The sequence below is a fragment of the Gordoniibacillus kamchatkensis genome, assembly GCF_000829455.1.
Classification (GTDB): domain Bacteria; phylum Bacillota; class Bacilli; order Paenibacillales; family NBRC-103111; genus Gordoniibacillus; species Gordoniibacillus kamchatkensis.
This window is the reverse complement of sequence record NZ_JXAK01000027.1, coordinates 26,458-46,924: the sequence shown is the minus strand read 5'-3', so window position 1 is coordinate 46,924 and position 20,467 is coordinate 26,458. Positions and strand designations below refer to the sequence as shown.

Genomic DNA, 20,467 nt, shown 5'->3' with positions numbered 1-20,467 from the left:
GTCGGCGCCGCTCCAGCTGCCCGCTGCGCGCGGCGCGGCAGCTGGGGCAGCGGGGGCCGCCGGCGGCTGCGGCGGCCTTCACCGTGTGCGAGGCCTCGAGCACCGTGCGCATGTCGGCGGTGGAGCCCCACGACGCGGCTCCACCGCCTGCGGCCGCGCCGGCGGCCACGGCCTCCAGCGCCGGCGCCAGCTCCGCCGGAGCGGGCAGCGCGGGCGCCGGCAGCGGCTGCTGCGGCCACTGCGCAGCCAGCTGCGCGCGTTCCTCGCGCAGCGCCTGCTCCAGCCGCCGCAGCCCGTGCCACGCGCCGAGCTGCGCTTCGAGCGCGGCCAGTTCCGCTTCGAGCTGCGGCGTCTGCGCCGCCGTACGCTCGCGCACAGCTGCGGCGATGCGCTCGATCAGCTCAAACGCCTGCTTGCGGTATTGGCTTTCAGCTCCGCGGCGATTTGCCGGCTGTAGTTCAGCGTATAGTCGCTGCCGAAGCCGGCCGCCCCGCTCACTTGCGCCGCAAGCCACTCCCCGCTAACCGGCGCGCCGAGCGCTTCGATCGCGGCGGCGAGCTCCGCCGATTTGACGCCATACCGTTCAGCCGCCTGCTTCAGCGCGCCGCGCAAATGCCAGTCGAGCTGGGCTTCGACCTGCTCGGCGAAATCGCGCCGGAACGCCTCGAGCCGCCGCGCGATTTCCGCAGCCGTCTTCGCCGCCGCGCCGAACAGCCCGACTTTGAAGCCGGGCTTCCGGCTTTGCAAATATTCGTGCGCCAGGTCGCGCGTAACCGCCGGCGTAACGTTGGCATTTTCGATGAGCGCGGCCGTTTCCTTGCGCAGCTCCGCCGTCAGCGCGTCCGGCGCCTCACGCGCCTGTTCCAGCTCGTCCCGCTTCGCCTCGTATTCGCGCTGCAGCTCTTCGCTTGCCGCGCCATCGTCCCCGGCGAGCTCCGCTTCCAGCCGCAGCCGCTCCGGCTCCCGCTCTGCTTCCAGCCAGGCCGCATGCTCGTCCAGCAGGAAACGTACGGACCGATCCAGGCTGTACTGCTGCAGCTCGTCTCCGCGCTCCAGCAGCGCGCCGATCAAAGCGAGCAGCTTGCCCCACTCGTTATGCGGATGAGCCGGCTCCTTCGCGGTGACGAACAGCATGCCGGCCGGCTCGATGCCCCAGCTGCGGAACGCCTGCTCGGCGCCGCTGCGGTAAGTGGCGAACGGCAGCTCCTGCTCGCGGTGCTTGTCGATCATATTGACGATCAAATAGAGCGGCTTGCCCCAATCTTTCATCTTCTTGGCGAACGTAAAATTGATTTCCGACTGTACGTGGTTGTAATCCATCACATACAACACGACATCGGCGAGGTGAAGCGCCGACTCGGTCGCCAGTTGGTGCGCGTCATCCGTCGAATCGATGCCTGGCGTGTCGAGCAGCATGCCGCGCCCGCCAAGCAGCGGCAGCGGGTACGTAATACGCACCGATTCGATGTCGGTGCCGTTGACGCAGTACTTTTCCAATTCATCCAGCGGCACTCGCTGCACGATGCGCTCCGCCATACCGGCGGTCTTGCCGTCGCCCGCGATCCGCGTCACTTCCGCGCCGGCATCGCCGCTGCGGATCGACACCAAATTCGCGCTTGTCGGAATCGGGCTGGACGGCAGCAGCGGCTTGCCGCACAGGCTGTTGATCAACGTCGATTTTCCCGCCGAGAAATGGCCGCAGAACGCAATCGCCGTAAGCCCGCTATCCGCCTTCTCGGCCAGCTGGCCGAGCTTTACGGCCGTAGCCGCATTCCCCGCTTCCAAACACGAGCGCTGCAGCTGCTGCAGCTTCTCTTTCTCTCTGTTCATCATCCGGTCTCTCTCCCCAAATCAACCTTCTGTATTCAACAAAAAAAAACCGAAAAGCTTCGGTTTTTAGTGTAACGCATTTTCTTTGGACGGGATAAAGATTTCAAACACATCGCGATGCTGCAATATCGTTATGTCGGAGTCTTTCACTTTCATGACGACGACCTCGGGCTTCGTCTTCATTTTGTTCAAATAATGTTCCGGCACTTCGCCGGATTCGCTCACCGTAACGCCTTCGATCACTTTCTCCTCGTTTTCCTTCAGCGGCGTTTTCAGCACTTCTTCATAAATATCGGAGAACACTTCAAAATTGTTCGTATAAACCGCGATGCATTTCATCGTTATCCCATCCTTCGTTCATCTGTTATTTCGTCTTTCGTTCGTAGAGTGCTCTAACTAGTTTTCCTTGTTTTTCCTGGTTTCATACGTCGTTTGCCTTCTTTGCAGCCGTCCAGCAGCGGGCATACGCCGCACTGCGGGTTTTGCGCCTTGCAATGATACCGCCCGAAAAAAAATGAAACGGTGATGCGTCTGCGTCCATTCCTCGCGCGGGACGAGCTTCATGAGCTGCTTCTCGACCTCGAGCACGGTCGCCTCTTCCGCCGCGATGCCAAGCCGCTTGGAGACCCGTTCGACGTGAGTGTCGACGGCAATGGCCGGGACCCCGAACGCATTGGAAACGACGACGTTCGCCGTTTTCCGCCCGACGCCGGGCAGCTCCGTCAGCTTCTCGTGCTCCTGCGGCACGTCGCCTCCGTACTGCTCCAGAAGCACATGACAAAGCTTCTGGATATGCTTCGCCTTGTTGCGGTACAGGCCGATGCGCTTAATGTCCTGCTCAAGCTCCTCAAGCGGTACGGCGATATAATCCTCAGGCCGTTTATATTTCTGAAACAGCGTCGCGGTTACCTTGTTGACGGTCTCGTCCGTGCACTGCGCCGAGAGCAGCACGGCAATCGTCAGCTCGAACGGATTCGAATGGTTGAGCTCGCAATGCGCGTCAGGAAACATGGCGGCGACGGTATCAAGAATATGCCTCATTTGCTTGCGGTTCACTCGCGCATCGCCTCCTCGGCAAATCATACCCTCAAGTTTACCGAATCGCCCGCCCGGAATCAATGCTTTGCCACCATAAAATGCGACAGATTTGCAAAATTACGCATTGCACTTTTGCCAACTAAAAGAACAAAACCCGCCATCCGGCCAGAAGGAGCTTGCCCTTCTAGTAGACGACGGGTTTTGCCGCAAAGTTGCAGCGGAAATCGTAGTTATTTTTCCATCTCGATGACGCGGCCGTCGATGAGATAGACCGTGACGGCGTCATTGGCGGCGAAGCCGGTTATGGCCAGCGAATCCGTTCCTTTGTGCAGATAGACGCGCGGACTCATAATGTACGAATCGCTGCCTGCGGTAGACGTAAAGGACAACGTATTGGTGCCCCCGTTATAGGCTACAAACGTACGCTGCAGCGCAGTCGCCACTTTGACGTTCATGTTGCCGTCGCCGTTTTTCACGACTTGGACGCGGTCGCCGACTTGTACGGCCGCCAGCGTCGTTTGCGCGTTGCCGTTTCCGGTTACCGTGGCATTCGCGCCGATTGTGACCAGCTTGGTCAGTCCGGCAAAATCTTGCACGGTAAGCGTGCCGGCCCCAGCGTCGACGGCGAGCACTTTCCCGCGCACCGGCGAAACGATTTCCGCATTCGTGATCGTGTTGCCTTTGAACGAAAGCTTCAAATAGTCGTCCGCCAAAATGTCCGAGAAGGTCGGCGAAACTTTGCCTTCGGCAACGATCGGAACCGACGTGTCCAAGGTGATGACCAGGTTGTTGCCGGCTGCATCCTGCAGCGTAATTTGCCGCGACGTGGAGTAAGCGAGCAGCACTTTGTACTGCTTCGTGCTCGTCGCCGTAATTTTCAAAATCGTGTCCTGCTGGCCCGGATTGAGGTCGAGCGTAACCGAATCGCCGATGTTCAGATCGCTGAGCGTAGCCGACGGCTTGCCGTAAAGCTCGATGGACGGCGCGAACGCCATCGTGAACGAAACGTTCTGGCTGCCGGATTTGACCGTAATTTGCTTCGTCGTCGCATTGATGTCGGTAATGACGCCGGTCAGCTGTGTAGCCAGCGAGATGCTCGTTACGGTCTGCTTCGACAGCTGAATGTTGACCCGTTTGCCTTGAGAGAAATTGCTTGTGAAGTTCGCCAAATTGTAGTTGACGCCGTACATCAAAATAGCCGTCTGATCCGTCATTTTGAAAATATACGGGTTGCCGTTAATGTCTTCGACCGTCAAATATTTGTTAACTTGATCGTAATTGATAATTTTCGCGAAAACGAGGTCCTGGCTGTTGCTGTTCGTGACATTGACCGCTTGCACTTTTTTGTTCAGCAGGTCCAGACTCATCTTGATCGCCGTCGGACAAATCGTTCAGGCTGGACGACGTTCTGCCCTGGATGTTAACGCGCACCGTGTCGCTGAGATAATAGGCGGCGAGGGTCCCGTCAGCCGTTTTAATATTGATGACCCCGTTCGCGGCGCTTACCGTGCCGACGAGCGTTCCTTGCACGGTCAACCCGATATCGATTTGCTTCGTAACCTTAATAGCGGTGACGCGGCTGTTGGCAACGGTATAAGACACCGTATCGCCGACGTGAATCGAGCTTAAATCCGACGGCGTGTCGCCGGGAAGACGAACGTTGATGAGGTCGTTGAGCGTATACGATTCGATCCGTCCGCTCGACTTGTCCAGCACTTTGAACGTTTGCGTATCGCGGTTCACTTCCTGGACGGTTCCTTCCGACGTTTTGTTGACCGGAAGCTGCTTGATGACGATTTGCGTGTACTTGGTCGATTTGACGAGCTTGTTTCTGCGCACTTCGACAACGCTGTTTTTGACGAGCGCGCTCAGGCTCGAGCCTTGGCCGTTCGCATCGGTCACGGCAACGTCGGGAGCCAGATCGTAAAACTCGTTGCCGTCATTCAGATACAGCTTCAAATTCGCGGCATCGACGAGATACACGGAGCCGGAGTGTACGTCCATCTGCAGCTGGTCGTTCGTTACTTCCACGTAATAAGCTTTGCCGCCGACTTGCAGAATCGACACTTCGTACGTTTGCTGAATCGCGGACGAGGCGATGCGCTCGCCTTCTTTTTTGCCATAGAAGACGGTCGAAGCGTCAACGTCGTATGTAGTCGTATTGCCGTCGAGATCTTGCAGCACAAGCTTGCCGCCGCCAATGGAGCTGACATAGCCTTTCGCATACCGCGGCGATTTGACCGGCGCCTGCTTTTCCGAGCGGCTCAGGAACGTAGCCATCTGGCGCGCGTCACGCTGCCTTGCGGCTGGAACGAGCCGTCCTCGAACCCTTGCACGAGACCGAGCGATACCGCTTCGTTAATATAGCCTGTAGCCCATGCCGAAATTTTGCCGTTGTCCGTAAAAGCGGGGGCGTTCGCGGCGAGCGCGTCGGCGTCGGCCTGTTTGCCAAGGAGGCGCACCATAATTTTGGCGACCCATTCGCGCGTTGCCGGGCGGGAGCCCCAAGCGGTTTTGCTTTGCGCGTTCGCTTCTATCTCTTCCTTGGTCGTGATCAGGCCTCTGCTTATCGCTTCGACGACGTATGGCTGGGCGTAGCCGCTCACGTCGAACGGCAGCTTGACCGTTGCCGTATTCGCCTTGGCGTCCGCCTCTGCGCCCATCATCCGAATCGCCATAATGAGCACGTCCTGCTGCGAAACGGAGGCTTCGGGATTGTATTGGCCCAGCTGATCGCCCTCGACGATGCCCTCGATCGCCAGCTTCGTAATATGCTGCAGCGCCCAGTGGGTGGAGCTGACGTCGGGGAAATTGGTCCGCACTGCCGCACCCGCTGCCGTTTGCCCCGTTGCCGCTAGTGCTGTGCCATTCGTGCCGTCCGCTAATACAGCCTCCCCCCATGCCGGGGCGGACGCCGCCAGCATCGACGCCGCGGCCGCGCCGATCACCATCGTTCTAATCATGCGAAGCTGCTTCATAATTGGTTCCGGTCTCCTCTCGATTGTACGGATAATGCGATATTGCTATTGACTGCGCTTGATCGGATACGGCAAATCCATATGCCCCATCAGCGAATCGACTTTGGCGCCGTCCACGGTCACGTAAATTTCCGCCACCTCGGGAAATTGAAACAACGTCTTCTGCAGCGCCTGAAGCGTCAGTTCTTCCGCTTCCGAGCCGGTTCTCGCTTGATCGTCGAGCTTCAGATCGAGGTACAGCTTGCCGCTCTCGAGCTTTACGCTCTTGAACGTGAAGCCGTCGAAAAGCGATACCGCCTTGCTGTCGCCCGGATGCTGTAAAGCTTTCAACGCGGCGCCGTATTTGTCGCTGTCGGACGCATAAGTGATCGTCGTTTGTTTGACGACAAGGCCCGTTCCGTTCTCATCGCCGAAATACGTGTGCACGGATGCTGTTTTCGGCTGCGGCGCTTGCGGCTTGGACTGCGGAGCTTGCGGCTCGGCGCTGCTGCCCGCATTGCCGGACGAATGGGCCACGGACGGTGCTACTTGCGGCTGAGCGGCAGGAGCCTTGTCCCTTGCCCCGCAGCCGGCAAGTACAGTTGCGATAGCCGCGCCGGCGAGCAGGACGCGGATTGTCGACTTCTGCATCATAGTTCACTCACCTCTCATTGGATGTTCAAGTAATCTTTGATGCCGGCAACTAGGGAGGCAGCTACTTGATTCTGGAATGCTTCGTCAAACATCTTCTTCTCGTCGTTCTTGTTGGATAAATATCCGACCTCGACCAAAATCCCGGGCATCGTCGTCCCCTTGACGACGCGGAACGGCTCCTGCCGCACGCCGCGGTCGGCAAACCCCGTTGCCGGAACCAGATGCTTATGTATCGTCTTGGCAAAATCGAGACTTTCGTCGCGGTAATAATACGTTTCGGTGCCTGTGGACGACGCGGTGTACTTGTTGCCGTGAATCGACAAAAATAAATCCGCGTTTCTCGTATTGGCGAACGCCACGCGGTCGTCCAGCTCGACGAACGTATCGTCCGACCGGGTCATCTGCACTTCGATGAGCGGTTCTTTCCGCAAAAGCTCGCTTACTTTCGTCGCCATCGCCAAATTGAACGTTTTTTCCATTTTGCCGGTCACCGAGATGGCGCCGCTATCCTTCCCGCCGTGGCCGGCATCGATGACGACCAAATACTTCGCCAGCTTCAAGTCATATGCGAACTGGCCCGGCTGCAGCTGCTTCGCCTCGACAGGAACGAGCTCTGCCCGTCCCTTCAAATCTATTATAATTCTTGCGGTAGGAGGATCGCTACTATAATTGGAGAATCGGATCTTTTGCGCGAGCGGATGCTGCACCGCGATTTCGCCGACCGTACCGTTCAGCTTCGCTTTGAGCGCCTCGTCCAGAACGGCGTACGGGACGTCCAGCACGAGCCGCTCCGGGCCGGAAAGGTGGAACAGATTCGGCTTCGTCGTGACGCCGTTCGTTTTGATCGTCAGCCGGTCGCCCGTAAAATCGATCGCCTGGACGATGCCCGGCTTAGAGTCGGGGTCAGGCTCGGCGGCGTGGGCAACGCCTGCAGACGCGCCGCCGGCGGCCGTTCCGCCGGCCGTGCCGGCACCTGCATTCGCCCCGGTGCTGCCGGCAGCTCCCGCTCCCGCCGCGGCCGAACCGCCGGCTCCGCTCGTGCCGCCGTTCGCACCGCTATCCGCTGCCGCCGTGCCGCTTGATTTCTTATACAAAAAAACGGAGCGCGTCAGCTCGTCCCACGTTACTTTCAGTCCGAGCTTCTCGGCTACAAAACGCACCGGCAGCATCGTGTTGCCTTCTACAATCGTCGGCGCAACCTCAAGCTGCTCCGTCTTGTCTCCAACCGCCACTTCCGGCTTGTCAATCGTGAGCACGAGCTTCGTCGCGCCGCTTGTCACCGTCACTTGTTTCGTCCGATCGTCCCAACCGACCTTTGCGCCAAGATTTTCGGCGATAATCCGGACCGGAACAAGCGTATTGCCGCTGATAATGCGAGGCGGCACTTCCGCTGCCAGCGGCTTTCCGTTAAGGAACAGCTGCGTCGTCGCGCCGCCCGCGGCCATTGCCACCTGCGGCAGCGCCAGCATCCCGAGGAGCAATCCGGCCCCTACCCACAACCGTTTCATCCTTTCACCTCATGCTTCTTATTGTGCGAATCTCGTAAGCTAGCAACTACTTAATTTTAACAAAGAGAGCCACAAAAAGACACAATAACCTCCTCTTCGACGGTAAATAGTACTTACTTAGACGCATTTTGGCAGCGAAAGTTGCAGGCGCGAAAAACTCGGGACTATATGCCCAGGCGCGGGACAAATAGAAAAGCCGCGGCTCCCTGAAGGAGCTGCGGCCCTGTTGCGGTAAGCGGATTTAGATGTAATGAACCAGGCTGTCCGAGAAAGGCGGAGCGGAGGATGGGAATGTAGGCCTTGGAGCGGAGCGTGCGCCTTTGAACTCGTGTTCCCACCATGTTAACTGATTCGAGGGAACACGAGTTCAACGAAGCCGGAGACCCACATTCTTAGGTCCGCAGCGCAGCCCCACTTTCTTGGGCAGCCTGAATGTGCTCGTTCCGTTAAGCCAGCTTCGCGGCTTCGATGTCCATCGACACTTTGACTTCGTCCCCGATCAGGACGCCGCCGGTCTCCAGCACGGCATTGTACGTCAAGCCGTAATCGCTGCGCTTCAGGCTGCCTGTAGCGCTGAAGCCCACTTTCTCGTTGCCCCACGGGTCTTTGCCGCCGCCTTCGAACGTAACGGCGAACGTTTCCGCCCGGGTTACGCCATGCAGCGTGACGTTGCCGGTAACGTCATACTCGCCGTCGCCCTTTTTGACGATGCGGGTCGCGTCAAACGTCAGCTTCGGATACTTCTCCGTATCGAAGAAATCGGCGGAGCGCAGATGCGCGTCGCGGTCGCCGTTGCGGGTATCGACGCTGCTTAAGTCGATGTCGAAGCGGATGCTTGCCGTCGTGAGATCGTTCGGATCGGCTTCAATTTCCGCGCTGAACTCGTGGAACGAGCCTTTGACTTTGGCGATCATCATGTGCTTAACGGAAAATTCAACTGCGCTGTGCGAAGCGTCTACTGCCCATTTCGTTTTAGCCATTTCGATAATACCTCCTGAATTATTCAACTTATTTATTTTTATTTGCTTACTTTTATTCAATTCCAATCGTAATATATATCCCTTCGATTTGTCAATCTTAAATTTGAGATTTCTGGAGAAATAAAAGCGTCCCCGTCCGGAGGGTTAATTGCCGAACGGGGACGTATACGTCGTCTGAGGTTTCGTTTACTTGTACGAGAGCTCCGGGTGCTTCGCTTCGTAAGCCGCGATCGCGTCTTCGTGCTGCAGCGTCAGGCCGATGTCGTCAAGACCGAGCAGCAGAAACTGGCGGCGGTGCTCGTCGAGATCGAAGCCGTACGACAGTCCGTAGTCGTCGCTGATCGTTTTGTGTTCCAGATCGATGTGCAGCTTGTAGCCTTCATGCTTCGCCGTGCGCTGGAACAGCTCCTCGACCTGCTCCTCGGACAGCTTGATCGGCAGGATGCCGTTTTTGAAGCAGTTGTTATAGAAAATGTCCGCGTAAGACGGCGCGATGATCGCTTTGAAGCCGAAGTCCTGGATCGCCCACGGCGCGTGCTCGCGGGACGAGCCGCAGCCGAAGTTGGCGCGGGACAGCAGCACCGAAGCGCCTTGGTAGCGCGGCTGGTTGAGCGGGAAGCTGTCGATCACGTTGCCCTTCTCGTCCCATCTCCACTCGAAGAACAAAAACTGGCCGAAGCCGGTGCGCTCGATGCGCTTCAAAAACTGCTTGGGAATAATGGCGTCGGTGTCGACGTTCACGCGGTCGACCGGGCCGACGAGTCCGGTATGCTGTTTGAACGATTCCATATCCGATTCTCCTCTCGTTATGCGGGTGCGGTGACCTTACGCTTGTTGCGGCACTTTAAACTTCCAGTCGCGCACATCGACGAAACGGCCGGCAATCGCCGCAGCCGCCGCCATCGCCGGGGACACGAGATGCGTCCGTCCGCCGCGGCCTTGGCGGCCTTCGAAGTTGCGGTTCGACGTCGAGGCGCAGCGTTCTCCCGGCGACAGGACGTCCGGGTTCATGGCGAGACACATCGAGCAGCCGGCGTCGCGCCATTCGAAGCCCGCTTCCGTGAAAATTTTATCCAGTCCTTCGGCCTCTGCCTGCATTTTGACGCGGCCGGAGCCAGGCACGACGATAGCGTTGACGTGCGCCGCCACTTTGTAGCCGCGGGCCACTTCCGCCGCCGCGCGCAAGTCTTCGATGCGGCCGTTCGTGCAGGAGCCGATGAAAACCCGGTCGACCTTGAGCTCGGTCATCGGCGTTCCCGGCGTCAGTCCCATATATTCGAGCGCTTTTTCCGCCGCTTTCCGCTCGTTCTCGGTAGCGAAGTCTTTCGGATTAGGAACGACGTCGGTGACATTCGTGCCCATGCCCGGCGACGTTCCCCACGTTACTTGCGGCACGAGCGAGTCGGCGTCGAACTCCACAACCGTGTCGTAGGCTGCGCCTTCATCCGTCGTCAGCTGCTTCCAGCGCTGCACGGCCTCGTCGAATGCCGCGCCTTGCGGCACGTATTCGCGGCCGCGGAGGTAGGTGAACGTCGTCTCGTCCGGAGCGATCAGGCCGGCGCGCGCGCCAGCTTCGATCGACATGTTGCAGACGGTCATCCGCTCTTCCATCGACATGCTGCGGATCGCTTCGCCGGTGTACTCGATGACGTAGCCCGTAGCAAAGTCGGTGCCGTACTTGCCGATAATGCCGAGAATGAGGTCTTTCGCCGTGACGCCTGTCTTCAGGCGGCCGTTCACGCGCACTTCCATCGTTTTCGACTTCGATTGCTGCAAGCATTGCGTCGCCAGCACGTGCTCCACTTCGCTCGTGCCGATGCCGAACGCCAGCGCGCCGAACGCGCCGTGCGTCGAGGTATGGCTGTCGCCGCACACGATCGTTTTGCCCGGGTGGGTGAGGCCAATCTCAGGCCCCATGACGTGCACGACGCCTTGGTCGACGTTGTTCAGGTCGAACAGCTTGACGCCGAAGTCCGCGCAGTTTTTGGACAGCGTATCGACCTGCTGCTTGGAGATCGGATCGGCAATGTTGAACCGGTCCTTCGTCGGCACGTTGTGGTCCATCGTCGCGAACGTCAAATCCGGACGGCGCACTTGGCGGCCGGCGAGGCGCAGCCCTTCGAACGCCTGCGGGCTCGTCACCTCGTGCACCAGATGAAGGTCGATATAAATAATGCTCGGCTTGCCCGTTTCTTGATAGATGACGTGATTGTTCCAAATTTTTTCGTACATCGTTTGCTTCGCCATCGTACTCACCTCAAACCTTAGAATGATTTCGACAATAAGTCCTTGTGTTCATCCTAGCATTTCTTTCTTGATTGTTCCAAGATATAATATCTATAAGCTTAATAGGTAATTGTAATAACGATTCCCCGACTAAAGGAGCCATTCATGGAACTTCGTCAATTGCAATACGCCGTCCAAATCGCCGCCGAGCGCAATTTCTCCCGTGCGGCGGAAAAGCTCCATATCGCCCAGCCGTCGCTCAGCCAGCAGCTGCTCAAATTGGAGAAAGAAATCGGCGTCATGCTGTTCCACCGCAGCACGAGCTCGGTCGAGCTGACGCACGCCGGAGCCGTGTTTGTCGACAAGGCGCAAGCGATTCTCGATATGGTTGAGCAGTTAAAGCAGGAGATGGAGGATATATCGCAAATGAAGCGCGGCCGCCTCATCGTCGGCTCGATGCCGATTACCGGGACGACGATTTTGCCGCTTGTGCTTCCCGCCTTCCAGGCAGCGTACCCGGACGTAGAAGTGTCGCTCGTCGAGGAAACGTCGGCGAATCTCGGCCTGCTCACCTTGAACGGCCAAACCGACATTTCGCTGCTGGCGCTGCCGCTCAAGGAGGAGTCGCTCGCCTACGAGCCGCTGCTCGACGAAGAAATCGTGCTCGCCGTGCCGCCGCAGCATCCGCTTGCCGCCAAATACGGCGGTGCGCCAGGCGCACGCAGCGCCGGGACTCGGCGCCTGCAGGCCGCCGAGGTACCGCTGCAAGCGCTCGAGCATGAGCCGTTCGTCGCTTTGAAGAAAGGCCAAGGCTTGCGCCAGCTCACTTTGGAGCTGTGCAGAAAGCATGGCTTCGAGCCGCGCATCGCCTTCGAGAGCACGAACATGGAAACGGTGCAGGGGCTTGTGGCGGCCGGCATGGGCATTGCTTTCGTGCCGTCGCTCATCGCCCGCAACGCTCCTTCCCGGTTCGCCCCCGTCATTTTGCCGATCGCCGGCCGCCCGGCGCGCACGCTCGTAATCGCCTACCGCAAAGGACGCTACTTGTCGAAAGCGGCGGAAGCGTTCATATCCGTCATGAAGTCGGTTACGGCCGGGTTGGTGCAAAAGTAACTTGCCGCGAAACGACAAAACCAGGTCATCCGTCCGGAGTTGACCTGGTTTTGTGCGCAGTTTCTTATTCTTTTGCCGCGGGACGCATTTCGCCTGCGCCGATTTTTCTTTGCAATTCGGCAATTTGCCGCCGGTGCTGATCGACGATCGCTTCGAGCTGTCCGAAGTTTCGTTCCAGCACGCGCACCCTTTCTTCCAGCTCGGCGTGGCCGCCTGACGCGGGCGTGCCGCCCGGACCGGCGGGCATCGGGTATGCGCCGGGGTGAACCGCGGGAATGTAAAGCTTTTGGCCTACTTGAAGCCTGTTCGGATCGGGCAAAAGATTTGCTGCCATCAGGGCATGAACCGATACGCCGAAGCGCGCGGCGATGCTCCACAACGTATCGCCCGGCTGAACGGCATAAGTCAATGGAACCACTCCTCTGCTCTTGGTTTCGTTTCGCGCTTATTCCGGAGGCAGCAAAATCGATTGTCCCGGGTATATGACTGGCTGCTCCCCGATATATGGGTTTAATTCTTTCAAGTACAGGGGGAGAATTCCGTACGTTTTGGCGATGCTTTCATAAGTCTCGTCAGGCAGGACCGTATAGCTGCGGGGCAGCCTCAGCTCTCTTCCTTCATAAACCCCTTGTTCGCTTTCCACATAAGGGTTGAATCGCCGAATCGTTTGGTACGGAACGTCGAACCTGCTCACGATGTCGCTGATTTTTTCCTGTTTTTTGATTTTATATGGCATGTACCGGCTCCCTCCTTACGCGCATCTACTCCTTCATATGCCCATTCCGATGAAAAGGTGAAAACCTATCCGGGTTTGTCACGACTGGGCATGCGCCGGCATACGGTAACAGGAGAACAACGAAACGGAGGCAGGCATATGGAACCGGGCCATCGTCCCCTTGCTAGACAGAACGAGACCGAAAAGCAGTTGACGACCGTTGCGGAGCAAAGCGGGGCGTATCAAAAAATTACGGATCCGGTTTTTTTGACGGACGCCGGTTACGTCACGTTAACGCTCGATGACGGGCCTTCCGTCCATACGGAACAATTGCTCGAAGAACTGGCGAATAAAAACGCGCGGGCGATTTTTTTCATGCTGGGCGAGAACGTCGCCAAAAATCCGGGGCTGGCCCGCAAGGTGGCGGAAGCGGGGCACGTGATCGGAAACCATAGCTTTTCCCATCCTTTCATGACCAAGATTACGGCGGATAAAGCGCGCGAGGAGCTGGAGAGAACGTCCCGCGTCATCGAAGATGCGACGGGAGTCGTCCCCACGTATTTTCGTCCTCCGTACGGAGCGTTTAACGAATCTACGCTGCTCCTTGCCAATCAATTGCGGATGAAAGTGGTCATGTGGTCCGCCGACCCGAAAGACTATTCGTTCCATACCGCGAGAGCCGTATATAAAGCGACCGACCCGCTGCTCGCCTCGCGCAAAATATTGCTCCTTCACGATCTGAAAGATGCGACGGCAGACGCCCTTCCGCGAATTATCGACGGGATCAGGGAGAAGAATTTGAAAATAACCGTCAAATATGAAGACTAACCACTCTGTTGCGGCGCGTTTCCGCAGCGCGTCGTTTACCGCGGCTTTCGCGCCGTCCACACCGTCCATCGGTCTTGCTCGACGATCGGCGCCTTGTCCCGGCCGTATGTAGAAACAATGAAAGCCGTGAGCCGCGCAAGCTCCTCATCGCTGAGCTCGTGCAAAATAGAGCGGCCTGTGCGGGCGAGCAAGTCCCGCTCCAGCTCCGTGGCACCAGCATGTACGGCGCGCGTCTCCCACAGCGGCTCCGTGCGGATATCGGCGAAGCCGGCGCCGCGCAGCGCAGTCACAACGCTGTCAGCCGTCGGCCGCCGGCCGGTCTCGATCGAGGCGAGGCGCGGAAACGCTTCGAAGAAGTAGCCGCGCAAGTGCGTCTTGCTGCCGGGGAGCAGGCAATCTTCCGGCGTCCGGTCCTGAACGACGAGCATCCCGCCCGGCGCAAGAAGCCGGTACGCTTCGCGGAACGCCGCCGGCAAGTCGGACAAGTGGTGGATGAGCGCCCGCTCCAGCACGACTTCGGCGCAGCCGTCCGTGAGGCCTGTCGCGTAGGCGTCACCTTGGACGAAGCGGGCGCGGCTGTCGCCGGCAGCGTTTTGGCTGGCGCCGTCCAGCATCGCCGCGGAAAAATCGACGCCGGTCGCTTCCGCCGCGCCAAGGGCCAGCATCGCCTTCGTGTAAATGCCGCCGCCGCAGCCGATATCGACAACTTTGGCGCCTTGCAGCGGAACATGCCTTCTCGCCCATTCGAGCCAAGTTGCGTCGGCTTCTCTTGCTGCGTACGTAAGACGGCTTTTATAGTCATGGAAAAAATCGGTCATCGGACAGGCCTCCTTCATTGTTCCGCATTATGAAACCACATCTCTCTTGATGAAACTCCACACTTTCATTGTACCGTTTTTATCCATTTTCGCAATAGGGAGCATAAAGCCTCAATTCCCTATACATGACTCGGATTTCGTGATACATTAACTGTACGAATGCTGCACAGTATGACCTAATGGAGTGTGAACGTTCACGTCTATGGATACGAAATCTTCCGCCTTTACGGTGCGGCCGGCGCAGCGCATGACGGTGCGGCCGGCGCAGCGCATGACGGAGCTGCCGGCGCAGTTTTTCGCCGCGCTCGTGCGTAAAGCGAACGAACAAATCGCCCTCGGCCACGACGTCATCAACCTCGGACAAGGCAATCCGGATCAGCCGACGCCGCCCCGCATCGTGCGCGCGCTGCAGGAAGCTGCGGAAAATCCGCTCTATCACAAATACCCGCCGTTCAGCGGCTTTGCGTTTTTGAAAGAAGCGATCGCCCGGCGGTACAAGCTGGATTACGGCGTCACGCTAGATCCCGAGACGGAAGTCGCCATTCTGTTCGGGGGCAAGACAGGGCTCGTCGAAATTAGCCAATGCCTGCTCGATCCGGGCGACGTGTGCCTCGTGCCCGACCCAGGTTATCCCGATTATTGGTCGGGCGTATCTCTTGCCGGGGCTTCGATGGCGTTCATGCCGCTGCGCGAGGACAACGGCTTTTTGCCGGACTATACGCGGCTGACTCCGTCCGAACTCACACGGGCAAAGCTGATGTTCGTCAACTATCCGAACAACCCGACGGCAGCGGCGGCTCCTCTGTCCTTCTACGAAGATACGGTGCGGTTTGCCGAAAAGCACGGCATCGTCGTCGCCAGCGATTTCGCGTATGGCGCGATCGGCTTCGACGGGCGGAAGCCGGTATCGTTCCTGCAAGCTGCGGGCGCAAAAGACGTCGGCGTCGAGTATTATACGATGTCGAAAACATACAACATGGCGGGCTGGCGCGTCGGCTTCGCGCTTGGCAACCGCGAGGTGATCCGGCTGCTCAACCTGATGCAGGATCACTACTACTGCTCGCTGTTCGGCGGCATCCAGGCCGCGGCTGCAGCGGCGCTGACTGGCCCGCAGGACAGCGTCGATACGCTGCGCGCCATGTACGAGCGCCGGCGCAACGCCTTGTTCGGCGCCTTGACAGGCATCGGCTGGCAAGCCAAGCCGTCCGAAGGCTCGTTTTTCGCCTGGCTGCCGGTGCCAAAAGGATACACATCAGCAGAGCTGGCCGATCGGCTGCTGCTGGAAGCGAAAGTCGTCGTCGCGCCGGGCATCGGCTTTGGCGATAATGGCGAAGGCTACGTCCGCCTCGGCTTGCTCGCGCCGGAAGCGCGGCTCGAAGAAGCGGTGGCGCGCATCGGCAAGCTCGGATTGTTTTGATGCGGGCTAGTCCGCAGGCCGGTAATGTGGTGAGCTGCTATGCTCGGCACGGCAAGCTGCTTGAGATGCGCGGCAAGCGATGCTAAGTGCATATGGCGGCTAACAGCGGCAGCATTCGGCTGAGAGATCGCAGCAAACAGCGCATAATTCCATCTTTACAGCACCGGCCCGATCGTGCTATTCTATAAGGAAATCCGAACGTAATGATGGGAATAGTAGGCAGCATCCGTATCGCGATCAGAGAGTAAATTCCAGCGGCTGAAAGAATTTACCGCGAACTAGCGCCGAACCCGCCCCGGAACGGTCAACGACGAGTTGAACAGGCTCTTCCCTCCTGTTATCCAGGGATACGTGCAAGCAGGACGGCATACGCCCGCCTGCCGTCCGGTCCGCCAGCGGCCCGGGCTGCAGCAGCGCGCAAAGCCGTCAAGTAAGGTGGTACCGCGGAAGCTCGAGACTTTCGTCCTTATCCAGGACGGAAGTCTTTTTATTTTACCGGGCCAACCGGCATAACGGAACATCGTTCCGCTATCACCCCATTTCCCGATTATTGCCCAGAAATAACGGAAAGCCGTTCCGCTATTTGCCGGATTTACCGCCGGCAGCGCCGCTTGGCCCGCAATTAACGGAACTTGTTCCGTTATCGCTAACCCGCTTCAGTCCCGGCATCACATTAACGGAACGCAGTTCCGCTAAGCCTCTCCCGCATGCGCGAGGAGAGCACGGCAGAAGAAAGCTTAAAGGATGTGTATGAGCTATGCAGCAGCGAATCGTCGTCAAAATCGGCTCCTCCTCGCTCACCTCGGACGAGGGCGGCCTCACCCACGCGAAAATCGAGTTTTTCGCCGCCGAGCTGGCTTCGCTTCAGCAGCGCGGCTGTCAAGTGCTGCTCGTCACGAGCGGCGCCGTCGCCGCCGGCTTCCGCCGAATCGGCTACAAAGCGCGGCCGAAGCAGCTGCACGAAAAGCAAGCCGCCGCCTCCGTCGGCCAGGCGCTCCTCATGCAGGCGTACCAGGAAGCGTTCGCGCGGCACGATCTCGTCGTCGCCCAAATTTTGCTCACCCGCTCCGACTTCTCGAACCGGAAGCGCGGCCATAACGCGATGGCGACGATCGAGGAACTGCTGAAGCGCGGCGTCATTCCAATCATTAACGAAAACGACACCGTCTCCGTCGACGAGCTGAAGTTCAGCGAGAACGACACGCTGTCGGCGCTCGTCGCCAACCTTGTCAAAGCGCAGCGGCTCATCATTTTGACCGACACCGACGGGCTGTACACCGACGATCCGCGCCATAATCCGGAGGCGACCCGCATCGACCGCGTCGACGTCATTACGGGCGAGCTGCTGCGCTTCGCCGGCGGTTCCGGCAGCGCCGTAGGCACCGGCGGCATGCGCTCCAAAATCGAAGCGGCCCGCATCGCCATGCGCGGCGGCGTGCCGGTGTTCGTCGGACGCGCGGCCGAGCCCGGCGACCTGCTGCTGGCGACGGACGGCAGCGGCAAAGGCACCTACTTCGATACGACCGCCGGCGGCTTGTCGATGAAGAAGCAATGGGTCGGCTTCCACTCGCTGCCGCAAGGCAAAATCGTCGTCGACCGCGGCGCGGAAGAGGCGCTGCTGTCAGGCGGCAAAAGCCTCCTCCCCGTCGGCATCCGCGAGCTGGAAGGCGATTTCCATCCCGGCGACGTCGTCGAAGTCGTGAACGTCGACCGCATCCCGATCGGACGCGGCGTCGTCAATTACGCCTCGTGGCAGCTGCAGGCGGTGGCCGGCTTGTCGACCGACGAAGTGCAGCGCCGCATCGACGTGCCGAGAATCGAAGTGATTCACCGCGACGAGTGGGTGGCAGTATGAGACAGCAGAAGCTTTTTCACCGCACGCTGCGCGACGTGCCGGCAGAAGCGGAGACGGCGAGCCATCGCCTCATGCTCCGCGCCGGGCTGATCCGCCAGCTGGCTGCCGGCATATACACCTATTTGCCGATAGGGCTGCAGGCGCTGCAGCGAATCGAGGCGATCATCCGCGAGGAATTGAACCGGTCCGGCGCGCAGGAGCTGCTCCTTCCCGCCCTGCATCCTGCCGAGCTGTGGCGCGAATCCGGCAGGTGGGACGTGTACGGACCCGAGCTGATGCGGCTGAAAGACCGGCACGAGCGCGAATTTGCGCTTGGCGCAACGCATGAAGAAGTCGTCACGGCGCTGATGGCGGATGAAATCACATCCTATAAACAGCTGCCCGTCACCGTGTTCCAAATTCAAACGAAATTCCGCGACGAGCGCAGGCCGCGATTCGGGCTGCTGCGCGGCCGGGAATTTCTGATGAAGGACGCGTACTCTTTCGACGTTTCGAAGGAAGGGCTGCAGGCGAGCTACCGTTCCATGTACGACGCGTATCACCGCATTTTTGCCCGGTGCGGACTGAACTTCAGAGCGGTGGAAGCCGACTCCGGAGCGATGGGCGGCACGGACACCCACGAATTTATCGCGCTTGCCGGAATTGGCGAAGATACGATCGTCCATTGCTCCGCCTGCCCTTATGCGGCCAACGTGGAGCTCCATGCCGCCGGTGCGGGCGACGCTTGCCCGCGCTGCGGCGCGCCGCTCGAAACGGCGAAAGGCATCGAGATCGGCCACGTATTCCAGCTCGGAACGAGATACAGCGAACAGCTCGGCGCCGTTTTCGCGGACGATGCCGGCAGTTCCGTGCCGATAATGATGGGGTGTTACGGAATCGGCATCTCTCGCGCGCTGGCCGCCGCCATCGAGCAGAGGCACGACGATGACGGCATCGTGTGGCCGTGGGAGCTGGCTCCGTACGAGCTGCATCTGATCACGGTACAGTCCGCGGACGCCGCCCAAACCGAGCTGTCCGAGCGGCTGTACCGGGAGCTGCTGGCGCAAGGCTTTCGCGTGCTGTGGGACGACCGCCCGGAACGGCCCGGCGTCAAATTCGCCGATGCCGATCTGCTCGGCTTCCCGCTGCAAATTCGCATCGGCCGGCAAGCTGCCCATGGCATCGCGGAATGCAAACATAGACTGTCCGGCGCCATAACCGAACTATCGGTCGACAAGCTGCCTGACTGGATTGGCACGATGAAACGGCAAAGCAATCAACTATAAGGAGGTATTCCCTATGTCCGAAGTCATTCAAAAAGCGACGCTGGCGCGCAATGCGGCGCCGCAGCTCGCCGCCCTTTCCACCGGCCGCAAAAACGAAGCGCTGCACCGTATGGCTGACGCCCTGCTTCAGCACGCACCGAGCCTGATCGACGCCAACGCCGCCGACCTCGCCCGCGGCCGGGAAACCGGACTCAGCGTATCCCTGCTCGACCGGCTCGCGCTGAACGAGAAGCGCATCGAGGCGATGGCCGAAGGCCTCCGCCTCATCGCCGGCTTGCCCGACCCGGTTGGCGAGTCGCTGCAAAGCTTCTCCCGCCCGAACGGGCTGCGCATCGAGAAAGTGCGCGTGCCGCTCGGCGTTATCGGCATCATTTACGAAGCGCGCCCTAACGTGACCGTCGACGCCGCCGGCCTCTGCTTTAAAACCGGCAACGCCGTCGTGCTGCGCGGCGGCTCGGCCGCGCTCGAGTCGAACAAGCGCATCGCCGCCATCCTGCACGAAGCGCTGCAAGCGCTCGGCCTGCCGGCGGACGTCGTGCAAGTGATCGAGAGCACGGACCGCGCCTCGGCCGACGAGATGCTGAAGCTGAACGGCTATATCGACGTCCTCATTCCGCGCGGCGGCGCTTCTCTTATTCAGAATGTCGTCAAAAACGCCACCGTCCCCGTCATTGAAACGGGCGCCGGCATCTGTCATACTTACATCGACGATAGCGCTAATCCGGAAATGGCCCAAAACATCGCGCTCAACGCCAAAGTGCAGCGCCCATCCGTCTGCAATGCGATGGAAACACTGCTCGTGCACGAGGCTTACGCCGAGCGCGAGCTGGCGCGGCTCGCCGCCGCGTTCCGCGCGGCGAACGTCGAACTGCGCGGCTGTTCCCGGACCTTGGCGCTTGTGCCGGACATGAAGCCGGCGGCTGACTCGGACTGGGATACGGAATACAACGATTACATCCTTAACGTTCGCGTCGTCGCAGGCCTGGACGAAGCTCTCGCCCATATTAGCGCGCACGGGACGAAGCACTCGGAGTGCATCGTAACCGAAAATGACGAGCATGCCGTCCGTTTCCTGAACGAAGTCGACGCCGCCGCTGTGTACCACAACGCCTCGACGCGGTTCACCGACGGCTTCGAATTCGGCTTCGGCGCCGAAATCGGCATCTCTACGCAGAAGCTGCACGCCCGCGGCCCGATGGGGCTGCCCGAGCTGACATCTTACAAATACAAAATCGCCGGAAGCGGGCAAATCCGCTCCTGACG

Annotated in this window: 20 protein-coding genes and 1 pseudogene; 7 read left to right on the top strand and 14 right to left on the bottom strand. The window is 59.5% G+C overall.

Annotation, left to right across the window (positions count from 1 at the left end):
- Nucleotides 1–85: 85 nt before the first annotated feature.
- A complete protein-coding gene (locus SD70_RS36095) occupies nucleotides 86–457 on the top strand; it encodes a hypothetical protein (protein WP_156158051.1) in 372 nt (123 codons plus the stop codon).
- On the opposite strand, the gene SD70_RS36090 is transcribed toward SD70_RS36095, so the two are convergent.
- The 11 genes and pseudogenes from SD70_RS36090 to leuC form a co-directional block, all read right to left on the bottom strand.
- On the bottom strand, nucleotides 397–1,833 hold the full coding sequence (locus tag SD70_RS36090) for a dynamin family protein (RefSeq protein WP_156158050.1): 1,437 nt from the start codon (nucleotides 1,831–1,833) through the stop codon (nucleotides 397–399). The two genes, SD70_RS36095 and SD70_RS36090, sit on opposite strands and share 61 nt — an antisense overlap.
- 63 nt (nucleotides 1,834–1,896) lie before the next feature.
- Nucleotides 1,897–2,169 (bottom strand): hypothetical protein, encoded by a 273-nt coding sequence (locus SD70_RS16110; RefSeq protein ID WP_041048561.1) that lies wholly within the window; start codon nucleotides 2,167–2,169, stop codon nucleotides 1,897–1,899.
- A 53-nt stretch (nucleotides 2,170–2,222) separates the two neighbouring features.
- Nucleotides 2,223–2,913: pseudogene (nth, locus tag SD70_RS16105) on the bottom strand (endonuclease III).
- 185 nt (nucleotides 2,914–3,098) lie between these two features.
- The gene (locus SD70_RS33440; RefSeq protein ID WP_052487523.1) at nucleotides 3,099–4,235 is read right to left on the bottom strand and encodes a hypothetical protein; all 1,137 of its coding nucleotides are present in this window, start codon (nucleotides 4,233–4,235) and stop codon (nucleotides 3,099–3,101) included.
- Complete coding sequence (locus SD70_RS33435) at nucleotides 4,132–5,148, bottom strand: hypothetical protein (RefSeq protein WP_052487522.1); 1,017 nt, start codon at nucleotides 5,146–5,148, stop codon at nucleotides 4,132–4,134. Before SD70_RS33435 ends, SD70_RS33440 begins: the two co-directional genes overlap by 104 nt.
- Nucleotides 5,133–5,846 carry an S-layer homology domain-containing protein gene (locus tag SD70_RS33430; RefSeq protein WP_052487521.1) on the bottom strand — a complete coding sequence of 238 codons (714 nt, stop codon included), beginning with the start codon at nucleotides 5,844–5,846 and terminating at the stop codon, nucleotides 5,133–5,135. Before SD70_RS33430 ends, SD70_RS33435 begins: the two co-directional genes overlap by 16 nt.
- Before the next feature lie 45 nt (nucleotides 5,847–5,891).
- Nucleotides 5,892–6,479 (bottom strand): GerMN domain-containing protein, encoded by a 588-nt coding sequence (locus tag SD70_RS16095; RefSeq protein ID WP_052487520.1) that lies wholly within the window; start codon nucleotides 6,477–6,479, stop codon nucleotides 5,892–5,894.
- Between the two features lie 14 nt (nucleotides 6,480–6,493).
- Entirely contained in the window at nucleotides 6,494–7,987 is a 1,494-nt protein-coding gene (locus SD70_RS16090; RefSeq protein ID WP_041048560.1) for an N-acetylmuramoyl-L-alanine amidase family protein, read from the bottom strand.
- A gap of 446 nt (nucleotides 7,988–8,433) precedes the next feature.
- Nucleotides 8,434–8,967, bottom strand: a complete 534-nt coding sequence (locus tag SD70_RS16085) for a YceI family protein (RefSeq protein WP_041048559.1) — start codon at nucleotides 8,965–8,967, stop codon at nucleotides 8,434–8,436.
- Nucleotides 8,968–9,153: 186 nt separating this feature from the next.
- On the bottom strand, nucleotides 9,154–9,756 hold the full coding sequence (gene leuD / locus SD70_RS16080) for a 3-isopropylmalate dehydratase small subunit (protein WP_041048558.1): 603 nt from the start codon (nucleotides 9,754–9,756) through the stop codon (nucleotides 9,154–9,156).
- A 36-nt stretch (nucleotides 9,757–9,792) separates the two neighbouring features.
- Nucleotides 9,793–11,214 (bottom strand): 3-isopropylmalate dehydratase large subunit, encoded by a 1,422-nt coding sequence (gene leuC, locus SD70_RS16075; RefSeq protein WP_041048557.1) that lies wholly within the window; start codon nucleotides 11,212–11,214, stop codon nucleotides 9,793–9,795.
- Between the two features lie 144 nt (nucleotides 11,215–11,358).
- Between leuC and SD70_RS16070 the strand changes: the two genes are divergently transcribed.
- Nucleotides 11,359–12,306: a LysR family transcriptional regulator gene (locus tag SD70_RS16070; RefSeq protein WP_041048556.1), complete on the top strand. Its 948-nt coding sequence runs from the start codon at nucleotides 11,359–11,361 to the stop codon at nucleotides 12,304–12,306.
- 64 nt (nucleotides 12,307–12,370) lie between these two features.
- Here SD70_RS16070 and SD70_RS16065 read toward each other — a convergent pair whose 3' ends face one another.
- Both SD70_RS16065 and SD70_RS16060 read right to left on the bottom strand, forming a co-directional pair.
- Entirely contained in the window at nucleotides 12,371–12,715 is a 345-nt protein-coding gene (locus tag SD70_RS16065; protein WP_052487519.1) for a LysM peptidoglycan-binding domain-containing protein, read from the bottom strand.
- A gap of 36 nt (nucleotides 12,716–12,751) precedes the next feature.
- Nucleotides 12,752–13,042, bottom strand: a complete 291-nt coding sequence (locus SD70_RS16060) for a LysM peptidoglycan-binding domain-containing protein (protein ID WP_041048555.1) — start codon at nucleotides 13,040–13,042, stop codon at nucleotides 12,752–12,754.
- A 138-nt stretch (nucleotides 13,043–13,180) separates the two neighbouring features.
- Here SD70_RS16060 and SD70_RS16055 point away from each other — a divergent pair, with 138 nt between their 5' ends.
- Nucleotides 13,181–13,849 carry a polysaccharide deacetylase family protein gene (locus SD70_RS16055; RefSeq protein ID WP_052487518.1) on the top strand — a complete coding sequence of 223 codons (669 nt, stop codon included), beginning with the start codon at nucleotides 13,181–13,183 and terminating at the stop codon, nucleotides 13,847–13,849.
- 35 nt (nucleotides 13,850–13,884) lie between these two features.
- Here SD70_RS16055 and SD70_RS16050 read toward each other — a convergent pair whose 3' ends face one another.
- A complete protein-coding gene (locus SD70_RS16050) occupies nucleotides 13,885–14,667 on the bottom strand; it encodes a class I SAM-dependent methyltransferase (protein WP_041048554.1) in 783 nt (260 codons plus the stop codon).
- A 202-nt stretch (nucleotides 14,668–14,869) separates the two neighbouring features.
- On the opposite strand from SD70_RS16050, the gene SD70_RS16045 reads away from it, so the two are divergent.
- The 4 genes from SD70_RS16045 to SD70_RS16030 all read left to right on the top strand — a co-directional run bounded on the left by SD70_RS16045 (nucleotide 14,870) and on the right by SD70_RS16030 (nucleotide 20,465).
- Nucleotides 14,870–16,084 carry a pyridoxal phosphate-dependent aminotransferase gene (locus SD70_RS16045; protein ID WP_052487517.1) on the top strand — a complete coding sequence of 405 codons (1,215 nt, stop codon included), beginning with the start codon at nucleotides 14,870–14,872 and terminating at the stop codon, nucleotides 16,082–16,084.
- 757 nt (nucleotides 16,085–16,841) lie between these two features.
- The gene (gene proB / locus SD70_RS16040) at nucleotides 16,842–17,939 is read left to right on the top strand and encodes a glutamate 5-kinase (protein ID WP_041048553.1); all 1,098 of its coding nucleotides are present in this window, start codon (nucleotides 16,842–16,844) and stop codon (nucleotides 17,937–17,939) included.
- Nucleotides 17,936–19,204 (top strand): proline--tRNA ligase, encoded by a 1,269-nt coding sequence (gene proS, locus SD70_RS16035; protein ID WP_041048552.1) that lies wholly within the window; start codon nucleotides 17,936–17,938, stop codon nucleotides 19,202–19,204. Before proB ends, proS begins: the two co-directional genes overlap by 4 nt.
- Nucleotides 19,205–19,217: 13 nt before the next feature.
- Nucleotides 19,218–20,465: a glutamate-5-semialdehyde dehydrogenase gene (locus SD70_RS16030; RefSeq protein ID WP_041048551.1), complete on the top strand. Its 1,248-nt coding sequence runs from the start codon at nucleotides 19,218–19,220 to the stop codon at nucleotides 20,463–20,465.
- Nucleotides 20,466–20,467 lie beyond the last annotated feature (2 nt).

Excerpts from the sequence above, each read along its gene's own strand:
- SD70_RS36090 (WP_156158050.1), bottom strand. The coding sequence starts at position 1,833 with ATGATGAACAGAGAGAAAGAGAAGCTGCAGCAGCTGCAGCGCTCGTGT.
- SD70_RS16110 (WP_041048561.1), bottom strand. The coding sequence starts at position 2,169 with ATGAAATGCATCGCGGTTTATACGAACAATTTTGAAGTGTTCTCCGAT.
- SD70_RS33440 (WP_052487523.1), bottom strand. The coding sequence starts at position 4,235 with ATGAGTCTGGACCTGCTGAACAAAAAAGTGCAAGCGGTCAATGTCACG.
- SD70_RS33435 (WP_052487522.1), bottom strand. The coding sequence starts at position 5,148 with ATGGCTACGTTCCTGAGCCGCTCGGAAAAGCAGGCGCCGGTCAAATCG.
- SD70_RS33430 (WP_052487521.1), bottom strand. The coding sequence starts at position 5,846 with ATGAAGCAGCTTCGCATGATTAGAACGATGGTGATCGGCGCGGCCGCG.
- SD70_RS16095 (WP_052487520.1), bottom strand. The coding sequence starts at position 6,479 with ATGATGCAGAAGTCGACAATCCGCGTCCTGCTCGCCGGCGCGGCTATC.
- SD70_RS16090 (WP_041048560.1), bottom strand. The coding sequence starts at position 7,987 with ATGAAACGGTTGTGGGTAGGGGCCGGATTGCTCCTCGGGATGCTGGCG.
- SD70_RS16085 (WP_041048559.1), bottom strand. The coding sequence starts at position 8,967 with ATGGCTAAAACGAAATGGGCAGTAGACGCTTCGCACAGCGCAGTTGAA.
- leuD (WP_041048558.1), bottom strand. The coding sequence starts at position 9,756 with ATGGAATCGTTCAAACAGCATACCGGACTCGTCGGCCCGGTCGACCGC.
- leuC (WP_041048557.1), bottom strand. The coding sequence starts at position 11,214 with ATGGCGAAGCAAACGATGTACGAAAAAATTTGGAACAATCACGTCATC.
- SD70_RS16070 (WP_041048556.1), top strand. The coding sequence starts at position 11,359 with ATGGAACTTCGTCAATTGCAATACGCCGTCCAAATCGCCGCCGAGCGC.
- SD70_RS16060 (WP_041048555.1), bottom strand. The coding sequence starts at position 13,042 with ATGCCATATAAAATCAAAAAACAGGAAAAAATCAGCGACATCGTGAGC.
- SD70_RS16055 (WP_052487518.1), top strand. The coding sequence starts at position 13,181 with ATGGAACCGGGCCATCGTCCCCTTGCTAGACAGAACGAGACCGAAAAG.
- SD70_RS16050 (WP_041048554.1), bottom strand. The coding sequence starts at position 14,667 with ATGACCGATTTTTTCCATGACTATAAAAGCCGTCTTACGTACGCAGCA.
- SD70_RS16045 (WP_052487517.1), top strand. The coding sequence starts at position 14,870 with ATGGATACGAAATCTTCCGCCTTTACGGTGCGGCCGGCGCAGCGCATG.
- proB (WP_041048553.1), top strand. The coding sequence starts at position 16,842 with ATGCAGCAGCGAATCGTCGTCAAAATCGGCTCCTCCTCGCTCACCTCG.
- proS (WP_041048552.1), top strand. The coding sequence starts at position 17,936 with ATGAGACAGCAGAAGCTTTTTCACCGCACGCTGCGCGACGTGCCGGCA.
- SD70_RS16030 (WP_041048551.1), top strand. The coding sequence starts at position 19,218 with ATGTCCGAAGTCATTCAAAAAGCGACGCTGGCGCGCAATGCGGCGCCG.